The following is a 12,078-nucleotide window of genomic DNA, read 5'->3' as shown; positions in this document are numbered from 1 at the left end:
ATCGTCAGTACGGGACCCGCGAGACGCGTCCGCCGAAACGAACGTTTAGGTAGCCGACGCGTCACGTGCCGGCCGAGATGCGACTCGAGGCCCAGAGCGAAGCGATACGCGGCGTCGTCCCGAACGAGTACGCGGAACTCGTCGTCTTCGTGACCGAACTCGGCGGGACGACCGCGCTCATGGTTTTGCTCGCCGTGCTGTTCTGGTGTGTCGATCGCCGCCGCAGCGCGCTCGTGATCAGCTACGCGGTGGCCGGACTGGCGCTGTTGCTCTCGCTCAAGGCGCTGTTTGCCCTCCCCAGACCGCCGGCCGACGTCATGCCGATCCCCCTCGAGGGCGAGCGCGAGGGCTACGGCTTTCCGAGCGGGCACGCCTTCGCTGCGGCGGTCGTCTACGGCGGCCTCGTCTCGGCGTACGACCGGGCGGGTGACCCGCGGGCGCTGGCGGTCGCCGCGGCGCTCGTCACCCTCGTCTCGCTCTCGCGGGTCGTCCTGGGGGTCCACTATCTGGGTGACGTGATCGTCGGCGCGGCGCTCGGGGTCGCCTTCGTCGCCGCCATGGACCGGGTCACGCGCGGCGATCCAACGATCGGGTTCGCGATCGCGCTCGCCCTCTCGGCGCCCGCGTTCGTCATCGCCGGCGGACGGGAAGACGCCCTGCTCGGTCTCGGGGGCGCGATCGGCGGGCTGCTGGGCTCGCGGCGACTGTCCGCCCTGCCGGCGCTGCGCTCCCGACTCGAGGCGGCCGTCGTCCTCGTCGTCGGCGTCGGGTTCGTCGCGCTCGTTCGGGGACTCGAGTCCATCGTCACGACGGTCGAACCGCTGTTGGTCGTCCTGTACGCGATCCTGGTCGCTGGCATCTTTCTCGTACCGGCCGCCGTGGGGCAACTCGAGATCGGCCCGCTCGAGTCGACGCGGTCGTGAATCGATCCCGTTCGGGATCGGCGTCCGCGGGACGTTCGTACTGTCGGCAGGCAGTCACTACGACGTCGGTCGCGAACTCGCCCACGTCTCCGGTGTGCCGGGACCGACGGGGATTTACCGCCGGTGCGGGCGTAGGAGCAGTATGCTCGAGGCGTTTCATCCGCGTCGGCCCGGCGGCCGCGTCGCGATCGTGATCGTCACCGTAATCGCACTCACGTCGATCGCAACCGGAATCGGTTCGATTCTCACCCGACCGGCCCTCGAGGGTGGCGGCTCGCTCGCCGATCTCCAGACCGCGGCGGAGTTCAGCGGGACCGTCGTCGGCTTCGCGTTGCTCGTCACCGTCTGGGGAATGCGCCGTGGCTACCGGGTGGCGTATCTCGTTGCCGTGGGCCTCGTCTTTCTCTCCGGGGCACACGGCGTCGCCCAGTTCCGGGCGCTCTCTCTCCCGCTCGTACTCCTCTCGATCGGCGGGCTCGTCGTTCTCGTAACGGCGAGCCGACGGTTCACGCGTGCGAGCCACCTCAACGCGACCCAGGTCGGCGCGCTGCTTGCAATCGTCGGCGTCTGCTGCTACGGAACGGCCGGTGCGTACGCGCTCCGAAGCGGGTTCGACGGGGTCGAGGGCGTCGTCGACGCGGTGTATTTCACCGTCGTGACGGCGAGTACGGTCGGCTACGGCGACGTCCACGCGAGAACCGAGGCAGCGCGGCTGTTCGCCGTCTCGCTGGTCGTCCTCGGTCCGGCGACGCTCGCGGCCACGGCCGGCAGTCTGCTCGGTCCCGCGGTCGAGGCGCGTCTGGCGCGGGCCGGCCGACGCGCGACGAGGCGCGGGAATCGAGCGGTCGATGACGATCACGACGGGTGGATCCACGACGAATCGCGGGTCGTCGTCTTCGGGGCCGGCGAGACGATTCGGCCCGTGATCGCGGCGCTCGCCGGACGGGCATCGATCACGGTCGTGACCGACGAGGAGTCGACCGCGGTGCTACCTGACGGTGTCGAGTCGATCGACGGCGACCCGACTGCGGAGCGGACGCTCGAGCGTGCCGCTCTCGACACCTGTGACGCGGTCCTCATCGGAGCCGGGAACCGAGACGGGGCGCGGCTGGTGGCGGCCGCCCGGTCGATGACGGACGCGAGAATCGTCGCGCTCGCCGACGGCCGGACGGTCGAATCGCTCGAGCGGATCGGTGCGGACGCCGTCGTCGATCCCGAAACCCTGGTGATCGAGGCGACGCTGGGCGCGCTGTCGGGCGGCGGTGGGAACGGGAGTCAGTCCGCGCCGTCGGCCCGCTCCCAGAGCGGGTAGAGGTCGTCCTCGATCGGCTCGACGATCGATTCACCGTCGAGAACGAGTGTCGGCTCGTCCCCCTCGCATTCCCGTACCGTCCCGATTTTCGCGGCCTCGATCCCCGCGTCCGAAAGTGCCTCGAGACGGTCGTCGACGGCGTCGCCGGGAACGGTCGCGACCAGCGCACCGGAGCCGAAGATCCGCAGCGGATCGACCCCGGCGGCATCACACAGCCGCGCCGTCGCCTCGCGGACCGGCACGGCATCGCGGTCGACCTCGAGGCGAACGCCGGACGCGCGGGCCACCTCGAGCAGACCGGCCGCAACCCCGCCTTCAGTGGGATCGTGCATCGCCGTCGCGTCCGCGCGGACGAGCCGGGCCTCGGGGGCGACGCTGATCTCGTCGAGGAACGACTCGGCGCGCTCGCGCGTCTCGGTATCGACCCCGAGGTCGTCGCCGAAGTCGGCCGCGAGGACGGCCGACCCCTCGAGTCCCGCCGCCTTTGTCAGGATCACCGCGTCGCCGGGCTCGGCCCCGCCGGTCGGGACGAACCGATCCGTCGCCCCCATCGCCGTCAGCGAGAGCAGCGGCCGCTCGAGCTGGTCGACGTACTCCGAGTGGCCACCGACGATCGACGCGCCGATCTCGCCGGCGGCGGCGTGGAGGTCGTTGGCGACCACCTCGAGGAGGGGGCCGTCGGCACCGCCCTCGGTCTCGGCGTCGCTCGGGAGCAAGACGACGGCGGTCAGCCAGCGCGGGTCCGCGCCGGAGACGGCCACGTCGTTCGAGGCGACGTAGACGCCGAGCGTGCCGACCGCCGAGGCCGCCAGCGAAATCGGGTCGGAGCTGACCACGAGCGTTCCCTCGCCGTCGGGCCAGTCGATCGCGGCGGCGTCCTCGCCGTCAGCGGGGCCCTGTAGCACCGTCTCGTCGGCCGTCTCCGTCCGCTCGAAGACGTGCGCGAGCAGGTCGTCCGGACTCACCTTGCCGGGCATAGCAGGAACTGGGAGGATGCACGGTTTGTAGCTGTCGGAGCGCCCACCGTTCGAGAGGGACCGACGGGAGGCCGGCGCGATCCGGTTCCCGGCAGTGTCCGTTTCGACCACGGATTTCCGGTGCGTACCGACGGCGATGCTACCGGAACGGGAGTCCCGTCGCTCTGCCGGGCAGCGCCTCGAGCAGCGGGGAGCGATTCAGCCGTCCGCTACTCGGGAAGCGGCGGCCACGTCGTCGCGACCGTCTCCTCGATGAGATGCGTTTGAGCGCGGCGAAGCCGCTCCGATACCGACGACGCCGAGATCCCTAATTCCGTCCCGATCGCATCCAAGGACGTCCGGCGAGGAACGTCGAAATAGCCCATCTCGTAGGCCGTTCTGAGTGCCTCACGTTGGCGATCGGAGAGGCCGTCGCCGGGCGGCTCTGGCGCCCCGTCGTGAGTGAGACGGCGCAATCGAAACCCCGCGTTTCGTTGCCAGAACGACGAGAACGCGTCGAACGCCGCTCGGGTGGCGAACCACCCCGACTGGCGCCACCCGTCGGCGGTCACTTCGATCCGTTCGATGGTTGCTTCGGCGGTGGCAAGCGCCTCGAGTCCGGCGAGGTCGTCGATGTGATCGCCGAGTTGTTCCGCCAGACTGAGCGCTGGCGTCGCCTGATATCGTCGCGTGGAGCCGGCCGTTCCGATCGCTGCCCACTCGTCGACGTCCTCGGCGTCGGTCAAGGCCGCCTCGACCGCCGTCCGTGAACCACCCGTCACAGTGACGATAAACAGCGGCCGCTCGCCGTGGTTGAACTGCAGCCTGAGAACGATCTTCGCCTCGGGCGCTGCTCTCGCAACCCCGACGAGCGGAAGCGCATCGCAGTGGATGTCGAACTCCGCGACGAGACCCATACCGCGTCGTTTCCCGCCGTGCAAATGGACGTGTCGAAAAGCGGTCGCATCCCCTCGCCTATTTAAAAGCCCCCATCACTGAGAGAACCGCTTAGCTCGGTCCGCCTCGAACGCAGTGTCGCATGCAGACGACACAGTCCGACGCTGGCATCGAGGTAACGTACGAGCGCCACGGTGACGGCCCGCCGCTGATCCTCCTTCACGGCGGAATGGCCTCCACGGAATACTGGCAGCCGGTCGTTCCACACCTGGACGGATACGCCGCGATCGTCCCGCAACGCCCGGGGTTCGGGACGTGTCTCGACGAACGGACCGAGACCAGCGCCGACGAGGTACTGGCCCGAGAGGTCGAATACGTACGAACGCTCGTCGACGCACTCGAAGAGGAGCCGGTCCTCTTCGGTCACTCCTACGGCGCACTCACCGCGATCGAAACCGCGACGAACGCGGCGGTCGCGGCAGTCGTCGCGTATGAACCGGCGATCCTTCCCGACGACTACCGCGCGGACGCCGACCTCGCGGACCGGATGCAGACGCTCATCGACGCGGGGAACCGACGTGAGGCGGTGAAGCGGTACGTCGAACAGGTCCTCCACCCCGACGGGATCGACGACCTCGACGCGTGGCTCGCGGAGTGGCCGGTCTGGCCGGCGTGTACGGACCTCGCCGAGGAGGTCGTCCGGATGAACCGCGCCGTCGAGCAATACCGCCTTCCGAGCAGTCTGGACGTTGCCGCCCCCGTACTCGTCTTGACCGGCACCGACGGCCCCGGGTTTCTCCGAGAGAGCGCCCGCGCGACCCACGATGCGATCCCACACAGCCGCCTCGTCGAGTTCGACGGTGTGAGCCACAGTGGCCCCGCCGAGGCCCCGGACGTAATCGCTGCAGAAATCGACTCCTTCCTGCGGACGCGATAGCAGTTCGCAGCCGATGCAGCTCCGAGGGGAGCCGACACCCCGTTTCGGAACCGGTTCAGTTCTCGGGTGCGACCGCTTTCATCGTCTCGCGGACCTGGTCCTCGTCGGCCCCGCGCGGGAAGCTGACCGCGATGGCGTCGAGGCCGTCGACGTCCTCGTAGCGCTCGAGTTGCTCGCGGGCGGTCTCGGGGCTGCCGGCCGCACAGAGGTCGTCGAGGATGTTCTCGTCGACCAGCTCGAGGGCGTGTTCGCGGTCGCCGTCCTGCCACGAATCGTAGATCTCGGTGGCCTCGTCGTAGCCCTGTCGCTCGAGGGCGTCGCGGTAGAAGGTACCCATGCCGCCGACGTAGAACCCGATGTGCTGGCGGGCCAGCGCACGGGCTTCCTCGGGGTCCTCGAGCGCGCAGGCGGTGACGCCGGCGGTGACCTGGACGTCGTCGGGGTCGCGGTCGCCCAGATCGGCCCCGCGTTCGATGTCCGCGATGCGCTCTTCCATCCCGTCGGGAGTGAGCATGATGCCGTGCCAGCCGTCGGCGAACCGGCCCGCGAGTTCGACGGCTTTCGGTCCCATCCCCGTCACCTCGATCGGGGGCGAGGTTTCCGGTGGCTCACACCGGAGTCGGAACCCCGAGAGGTCGAACTCGTCGCCGTCGTAGTCGACCGTCTCGCCGGAGAGAACCTGCCGGACGATCTCGACCGTCTCGCGGGTGCGCTTGAGCGGGTTGCCGAACTCGACGCCGTGCCAGTTCTCGATCACGACGGGGCCACTCGGACCGAGCCCGAGCCGGAAGCGGCCCTCGGAGAGTTCCTGCAGCGTCGCCGCCGTCTGGCCGAGCAGGGCCGGCGATCGCGAGTAGGTGTTGAGGATGCTCGAGCCGATATCGATCTCCTCGGTGTGTTCGGCCATCGCCGAGAGGACGGTCACGCCGTCCCGACCCCACGTCTCGGGGAGCCACGCGCAGTCGTAGCCGCCGTCCTCGGCGGTCCGTGCGTAGTCGACGATCGAGTCGATCGTCGGCTGTGCAGCGACCGGAAGGTGGACATCTCTGTCTGTCATCGTTGTCCACAGACGAAACCGTCCCTTTTGGGTGTATGGGAACCGGCGGCGTGGGGACGGCCGTTTACGTACTCCACGGACGGGCCCGGACCCGGCGGTCGTCCGCGCAGCGGTCACCGCTCGAACGTCGAGAGCCGACGTGAGCGCGTGCCGGCTACACGTCGTGGTCTTCTTCGATCTGCGGGACGCCCTGGGCCGTGATCGTCTCACCGACGATGTACGACGAGGCCGGACTGGCGAGGAACTGGGTGAGGTCGGCGATCTCCTCGACGGTGCCGATCCGCCGTGCGACGTCCGTGCGGTCGATATCGTCCGCGGAGACGCCCATCTGGCTCTCGACGCCGGGCGTGGCGACGAAGCCGGGCGCGATACAGTTGACCCGAACGTCGTCGTCGGCCCACTCGTAGGACAGCGTCGTCGTGAGGTTGATGACCGCGGCCTTGGCCGCGCCGTAGGGGCTCATCAGCGGTGAACCGCGCTGGCCCGCGACGCTGGCGAGGTTGATCACCGCACCGCCGCCGTCCTTGAGATGCTCCGCGGCGGCGTGGGTGCAGTGATAGGTGCCGTTGATGTTGATGTCGACGATCGTCTCCCAGCCGTTCGGGGAGATGTCGTCGAAGCCGGCCATAAAGGAGGCCCCGGCGTTGTTGACCAGCACGTCGAGTCCGCCGAACTCCTCGACGGTGGCCTCGACGAGCGCCTCGACGGCCTCGCGGTCGGTCACGTCGCACTCGACGGCCAGCGCCCGCCCGGGACTGTCGCTCTCGTTGATCGACTCGGCCACCGGATCGACGTTGTCCTGCTCGCGCGAGCAGACGACCACGTCGACGCCGTCAGCGGCGAACACCTCCGCGATCGACTTCCCGATCCCGCTCGAGGACCCGGTAATGATGGCGACGTCGCCGTCGACGCTGAATCGGTCGGTACTCATACGCGATCACCGGCGACTGCGTGCGTGTTGGTTTCCATTGTTAGCTCCGGCTGGCTATTTGCAGTAACTGTTAATAAAGATGGGTATGAATACCGTACCGTTAAGTGAATGCGAATCACCTGCACACATACTCATTCGACGGCGATCGGTCATCGACCGTCGCCGGGACCCAAGCTATGAGAGGAACCATGCGAGCGAGCGGCGGATTCGACCAGACGAGTACGGAGACGGACGAGAGCGAACCGACCGACGGCCAGGGGGCACGCCGATGAGCAGTGATGGAGCCGATGGCGCGGCTGCCCGAACGGACTCCGAGTGGGAGGCCGTCTTCTGGGACATCGGCGGCGTCATCCTCGGGCTCGAGTCGGTACAGGGCGCCCACGCCGAGTTCGTCGCGCAACTCTGTGACCGCTACGACCTCGAGACAACCGTCGAGGAGGCCGTCGAGACGTGGCGGACGACCGTGGGCGACTACTTCCGCGAACGCGACGGCACCGAGTTCCGGTCCGCACGCGAGGGCTATCACCGCGCCGTCGCGGCCATCGTCGGCGAGGAGGTCCCCCGCGAGGAGTGGGAGCCCCTGTTCGAGGAGATCGTCGCGGCGTCGATCAAGCCGGTGCCGGGAGCCGTCGAGGCGATCGAACGGCTGGCCGAGCGGGACCTCCACGTCGGCGTCGTCAGCGACGTCGACGACGCCGAGGGAAAGCGGATGCTCGAGCGGTTCGGCGTCCGCGAACGCTTCGACTCGATCACTACCTCCGAGGAGGTCGGCTACACCAAACCCGACCCGGCCATGTTCGAGACGGCCATCGAGAAAGCCGGCGTCGCCCCCGAGCGGTCGCTGATGATCGGTGACCGCTACGATCACGACGTGAAAGGGGCCGACGAGAGCGGCTTGCACGGCGTCGCCTTCGGTGCCGAGGACGGCCCCGCGGTCTCCTATCGGATCGAATCGCCCGAGGAAATCCTCGAAATCGTCGACGGGACACGAGACGGGTAGCGTTCTCGAGCGGCGTATCGATTCGAAACACCGGGCAGGACGTTCCCGACGGTCGTCCCGCCCGGTTCGGACTCGGTTGCCACCGCGTCGTCCGCGAGTCGGTATGTTGCATGGTAACTTCCAACCCGCAAACATTGTAAAAGAGAGTTCGTGGCGTAACTATTTTCGTAAAGGGGGAGATATAGTAGCACACGACAATGCCCACTGCAAAGCGAACCGCCACGAACGACACCGTATCGGCCCGCGACGACGGCCATAGCACCCACCGGTTCCCATGAGCGAGAACTACTACGAACGCCTCGTCGACGAGGACGCGCTGGTCGCGTATCTGGGGGAACACCTCGGCGAGGTCGACGAGTACGACATCGCCCGTCATCAGGAGGGCCACTCCAACGAGACGCTGTTCGTCACCTGGGGCGACCGGGAACTGGTCATCCGCCGGCCGCCGCCGGGCGAGACCGCCGATACGGCCCACGACGTCATTCGCGAATATCGAGTGACAAACGCGGTCGCCGACACCGACGTCCCGGTTCCGACGCCGGTGCTTGCCTGTGAGGACCACGACGTCATCGGCAGCGACTTCTACGTGATGGAGCAACTCGAGGGCGACGTCCTCCGGGAGGACGAGCCGGAGCGGTTCGCCGACCCCGATCACCGCGAGCGCGTCGGCGAGGAACTCGTCGACACACTGGCGACGATCCACGACCTCGACTACGAAGCGATCGGCCTCGAGGAGTTCGGCCGCCCCGAGGGGTACACGCAACGACAGGTCGACCGCTGGGGCAAACAGCTCTCGTGGGCGTTCGAAGTGACCGAAGACGAACGCGAGGTTCCCGTCCTCCACGAGGTCGGCGACTGGCTCCGCGACAACGTGCCCGACGACCACCCACACACGCTCGTCCACGGCGACTACAAGCTCGACAACGTGATGTTCGGGCCGGGGACGCCGCCGGAACTGATCGGCGTCTTCGACTGGGAGATGGCCACGCTGGGCGATCCTCGGGCGGACCTCGGCTGGATGCTGTCGTACTGGCGCGACGCGAAGGATCCCGATCCCGAACTCCCGGAACTGGTCACCCGGTTCATGGAACGGGAGGGGTATCCGACCCGCCGCGAACTGGTCGACCGCTGGGAATCGCGGACCGGCTACGAGTTCGAACACGAGCGGTTCTACCGCGCGCTCGCGGTGTACAAACTCGCGGGCCTCGGCGAGATGTTCTTCCGGCGCTACCTCGAGGGCAACAGCGACGACCCGATGTACCCGTTGATGGAAGACCGCGTGCCGGCACTGGCCGCGCGGGCCAAACGGATCATCGAGGGCGACGAACCGCTGTAGACTCGCGTCGTCGGGCGGTTTTCTTCGGACGGAACACGCGTTCAGCGGTCGCGATAGCCATCGGACACCGCCGGCACGCCACCACGACGTCGGTCGGCCGGTCCGCGCAAAACGTCGCCGCCGCAGAACGAGCGCGTGCGAGCCGGCCGGTCGACCCGTCCGCTCGGCCGCTCCCCGACCGCCGTTACCGACGGTCGCGATGAACGCGAATCGACGTACGTGATGTGCAACGGCCGACAACGGGCTTAACATTGCTAATTCGGTTCGGTGGTATTAAGACGGTTCCCGGCAATGGAACGACCATGTCACTGGACAGCATCGACCGCGTGGCAGTACTCGGCGCGGGGAACATGGGGCACGGAATCACCGAAGTGACCGCGATGGCCGGCTACGATGTCACGATGCGTGACATCAAAGACGAGTTCATCGAGGACGGCTACGAGTCGATCAAGTGGAGCGTCGAGAAACTCGAGGAAAAGGAGATGCTCGAGGACTCCGCCGAGGAGGTCCTCGGCCGGATCGACACGACGACGGACTTAGAGGAGGCCGTCTCCGACGCCGATCTCGTCATCGAGGCCGCGCCCGAGGATCTGGACCTGAAACACGACATCTTCACCGACCTCGAGGAGTACACCAGCGGCGATACGCTGCTGGCGACCAACACCTCGAGCCTGCCGATCTCCGACATCGCGGAGGCCGTCGATTCCTCGGAGCGCGTACTCGGTCTGCACTTTTTCAACCCGCCGGTCAAGATGGACCTCGTCGAGGTCATCTACGGCGAGGACACCAGCGACGAGGCGGCGGAAGCCGGCTACGAGTGGGTCGAGTCGATCGACAAGACGCCGATCTACGTCCGCAAGGACGTCCGCGGCTTCGTCGTCAACACGATCGTCGGCCCCTTCGGCGGCGAACCCGCGTTCATGGTTTCGAACGACGAGGCGACGATCCGCGAGGCCGACGCGACGATGGTCCACGAGCGGGGCTATCCGATGGGGCCGTTCGAACTCGGCGACCTCACCGGTATCGACGTCGGCTACCACGTCCGCAAGGAAGGCGACAGCCCGATCCCGCCGATCACCGAAGAGAAAGTCGAGGCCGGTGACCTCGGCCAGAAGACCGGCAAGGGCTTCTACGACTACGAGGACGGCGACGGCGCCGACTACGAACCCGAGGACGCGGGCGACTTCGACTGGCTCCGCGTCGAGGCCCGCATGATCAACCGCGCCGCGTTCCTCGTCGGCGAGGACGTCGCAACCCCCGAGGAGGTCGACACCGGCGTCCAGCTCGGGCTCGGCTTCCCCGAGGGTATCTGCCGACGCGCCGACAAGATCGGCCTCGATACGGTCCTCGAGAAGCTCGAGACCCTCTACGAGGAGACGGGCGAGGACCGCTTCGAGCCCCACCCGTACCTCGAGCAACTCGTCGCGGAGGGCAAGACCGGCGAGGAAGCCGGCGCGGGCTTTTACAGCTACGACGACGACAGCCTCGGTCCCTACCACGACCTGAACTACGACCTCGAGGACGGCGTCCTCTCCGTCGAACTCGACCGGCCCTCGCGGATGAACGCGCTCTCGGACGACCTGCTCGCCGAGATCGACGACCTGTTCTCGAACGTCGACACCGACGAAGTCCGCTGTGCGACCATCGAGGGCGCGGGCGATCAGGCGTTCTGTGCCGGCGCGGACGTCTCCGGCTTCAGCGACGCCGACCCGACCGACCTGATGGACGTCACGCCGGCCTTCGAGACGGTCAACGACTTCGAACGGCCCGTGCTGGCGAAGATCGACGGCTTCTGTCTCGGCGGCGGCCTCGAACTCGCGCTGGCCTGTGACCTGCGGGTCGCGACCGAGCGCTCCTCGTTCGGCGCACCCGAGATCAACCTCGGCCTGATCCCCGGCGGCGGCGGCACCCAGCGACTCACCCGCGTCCTCGGCGAGACCCGCGCGAAGGAACTGGTCTTCCGGGGCAACCACATCGACGCCGACCGCGCCGAGGAGTGGGGCCTGATCAACCGCTCGGTCGAGCGCGAGGACTTCGACGACACCGTCTCCGAGTTCGTCGACGACCTGGCCGGCGGCCCGCCGATCGCCCTCAAGATCGCCAAGAAGGTCATGAACGAGGGCGAGGACGCAAGCATCGCAGCCGCCGTCGCCATGGAGAGCCAGGGCTTTGGCCTGCTTTCCAGCACCGAGGACGTCCTCGAGGGCACCGCGGCGTTCGCCGAGGACCGCGAGCCCGAGTTCGAGGGCAAGTGACATGACCGACGGACCGGACGACCCGTCTGCGTGGCCCGAATGGGACTCGTTCGTCCAGAGCCACGGCTACCTGTCGTGGCTCGACATCGGGGTCGACTACCTCGAGGACGGGCGCGCGGTCCTCGTCATCGAGCAGAACGAGGACTTCGAGAACCCCATCGGTACCGACGGGCCGGATCCGGTTCACGGCGGCATCGTCGCGACGCTGATCGATACCTCGAGCGCGTTCGCGCTGCGGAGTACGTTCGAGAACCCCAGTGAGTCCCATCTGACGACGACCGATCTCAACGTCTCGTATCTGCGGCCGGCGACCGGTGACCTCCGCGCCGAGGCAGAGGTCCTCCGGGTCGGCGGTTCGACCGGCGTCACGGACGTGACGGTGACGGGCGACGACGGCGAGGCCGCCGTCGGCCGCACCACCTATCGGCTCTTCCGGGACGGTATCGACAGCGAATAACGCGTCTCGAGCGGCCG

At 67.8% G+C, this 12,078-nt stretch carries 11 protein-coding genes; 7 read left to right on the top strand and 4 right to left on the bottom strand.

The genetic code is table 11. The features are described 5' to 3' along the window. Nucleotides 1-77: 77 nt before the first annotated feature. Together ACERIM_RS07825 and ACERIM_RS07820 are read left to right on the top strand one after the other, a co-directional pair. A complete protein-coding gene (locus ACERIM_RS07825) occupies nt 78-923 on the top strand; it encodes a phosphatase PAP2 family protein (protein WP_373631943.1) in 846 nt (281 codons plus the stop codon). Nucleotides 924-1,065: 142 nt separating this feature from the next. Beyond that, nucleotides 1,066-2,235 (top strand): ion channel, encoded by a 1,170-nt coding sequence (locus tag ACERIM_RS07820; protein ID WP_373631941.1) that lies wholly within the window; start codon nt 1,066-1,068, stop codon nt 2,233-2,235. Here the strand turns inward: ACERIM_RS07820 and ACERIM_RS07815 are convergent. Further along, the gene (locus ACERIM_RS07815; RefSeq protein WP_006649712.1) at nt 2,199-3,212 is read right to left on the bottom strand and encodes an AIR synthase family protein; all 1,014 of its coding nucleotides are present in this window, start codon (nt 3,210-3,212) and stop codon (nt 2,199-2,201) included. The two genes, ACERIM_RS07820 and ACERIM_RS07815, sit on opposite strands and share 37 nt — an antisense overlap. Before the next feature lie 209 nt (nt 3,213-3,421). Next, nucleotides 3,422-4,108 (bottom strand): helix-turn-helix domain-containing protein, encoded by a 687-nt coding sequence (locus ACERIM_RS07810; protein ID WP_006649713.1) that lies wholly within the window; start codon nt 4,106-4,108, stop codon nt 3,422-3,424. 122 nt (nt 4,109-4,230) lie between these two features. Here ACERIM_RS07810 and ACERIM_RS07805 point away from each other — a divergent pair, with 122 nt between their 5' ends. After that, the gene (locus ACERIM_RS07805; protein ID WP_373631940.1) at nt 4,231-5,025 is read left to right on the top strand and encodes an alpha/beta fold hydrolase; all 795 of its coding nucleotides are present in this window, start codon (nt 4,231-4,233) and stop codon (nt 5,023-5,025) included. Between the two features lie 55 nt (nt 5,026-5,080). On the opposite strand, the gene ACERIM_RS07800 is transcribed toward ACERIM_RS07805, so the two are convergent. Together ACERIM_RS07800 and ACERIM_RS07795 are read right to left on the bottom strand one after the other, a co-directional pair. Then, nucleotides 5,081-6,082 carry a TIGR04024 family LLM class F420-dependent oxidoreductase gene (locus ACERIM_RS07800; protein WP_373631939.1) on the bottom strand — a complete coding sequence of 334 codons (1,002 nt, stop codon included), beginning with the start codon at nt 6,080-6,082 and terminating at the stop codon, nt 5,081-5,083. 154 nt (nt 6,083-6,236) lie between these two features. Further along, nucleotides 6,237-7,013: an SDR family NAD(P)-dependent oxidoreductase gene (locus tag ACERIM_RS07795; RefSeq protein ID WP_373631938.1), complete on the bottom strand. Its 777-nt coding sequence runs from the start codon at nt 7,011-7,013 to the stop codon at nt 6,237-6,239. 268 nt (nt 7,014-7,281) lie between these two features. On the opposite strand from ACERIM_RS07795, the gene ACERIM_RS07790 reads away from it, so the two are divergent. From ACERIM_RS07790 to ACERIM_RS07775, 4 genes are all read left to right on the top strand, one after another. Then, the gene (locus ACERIM_RS07790) at nt 7,282-8,013 is read left to right on the top strand and encodes an HAD family hydrolase (protein WP_373631937.1); all 732 of its coding nucleotides are present in this window, start codon (nt 7,282-7,284) and stop codon (nt 8,011-8,013) included. Between the two features lie 274 nt (nt 8,014-8,287). Beyond that, nucleotides 8,288-9,349 (top strand): phosphotransferase family protein, encoded by a 1,062-nt coding sequence (locus tag ACERIM_RS07785; protein WP_373631936.1) that lies wholly within the window; start codon nt 8,288-8,290, stop codon nt 9,347-9,349. A gap of 302 nt (nt 9,350-9,651) precedes the next feature. Further along, the gene (locus ACERIM_RS07780; protein ID WP_373631935.1) at nt 9,652-11,604 is read left to right on the top strand and encodes a 3-hydroxyacyl-CoA dehydrogenase/enoyl-CoA hydratase family protein; all 1,953 of its coding nucleotides are present in this window, start codon (nt 9,652-9,654) and stop codon (nt 11,602-11,604) included. Between the two features lies 1 nt (nt 11,605). Next, nucleotides 11,606-12,061: a PaaI family thioesterase gene (locus ACERIM_RS07775; protein ID WP_006649721.1), complete on the top strand. Its 456-nt coding sequence runs from the start codon at nt 11,606-11,608 to the stop codon at nt 12,059-12,061. The last annotated feature ends 17 nt before the right edge of the window (nt 12,062-12,078 follow it).

It is taken from the genome of Natrinema sp. H-ect1, assembly GCF_041821105.1.
Lineage (GTDB): Archaea > Halobacteriota > Halobacteria > Halobacteriales > Natrialbaceae > Natrinema > Natrinema thermotolerans.
This window is presented reverse-complemented; position numbering and strand designations above follow the sequence as displayed.

Bases quoted from the DNA above. Each gene is read 5' to 3' on its own strand.
- ACERIM_RS07825 (WP_373631943.1), top strand. From the start codon at position 78: ATGCGACTCGAGGCCCAGAGCGAAGCGATACGCGGCGTCGTCCCGAAC.
- ACERIM_RS07820 (WP_373631941.1), top strand. From the start codon at position 1,066: ATGCTCGAGGCGTTTCATCCGCGTCGGCCCGGCGGCCGCGTCGCGATC.
- ACERIM_RS07815 (WP_006649712.1), bottom strand. From the start codon at position 3,212: ATGCCCGGCAAGGTGAGTCCGGACGACCTGCTCGCGCACGTCTTCGAG.
- ACERIM_RS07810 (WP_006649713.1), bottom strand. From the start codon at position 4,108: ATGGGTCTCGTCGCGGAGTTCGACATCCACTGCGATGCGCTTCCGCTC.
- ACERIM_RS07805 (WP_373631940.1), top strand. From the start codon at position 4,231: ATGCAGACGACACAGTCCGACGCTGGCATCGAGGTAACGTACGAGCGC.
- ACERIM_RS07800 (WP_373631939.1), bottom strand. From the start codon at position 6,082: ATGACAGACAGAGATGTCCACCTTCCGGTCGCTGCACAGCCGACGATC.
- ACERIM_RS07795 (WP_373631938.1), bottom strand. From the start codon at position 7,013: ATGAGTACCGACCGATTCAGCGTCGACGGCGACGTCGCCATCATTACC.
- ACERIM_RS07790 (WP_373631937.1), top strand. From the start codon at position 7,282: ATGAGCAGTGATGGAGCCGATGGCGCGGCTGCCCGAACGGACTCCGAG.
- ACERIM_RS07785 (WP_373631936.1), top strand. From the start codon at position 8,288: ATGAGCGAGAACTACTACGAACGCCTCGTCGACGAGGACGCGCTGGTC.
- ACERIM_RS07780 (WP_373631935.1), top strand. From the start codon at position 9,652: ATGTCACTGGACAGCATCGACCGCGTGGCAGTACTCGGCGCGGGGAAC.
- ACERIM_RS07775 (WP_006649721.1), top strand. From the start codon at position 11,606: ATGACCGACGGACCGGACGACCCGTCTGCGTGGCCCGAATGGGACTCG.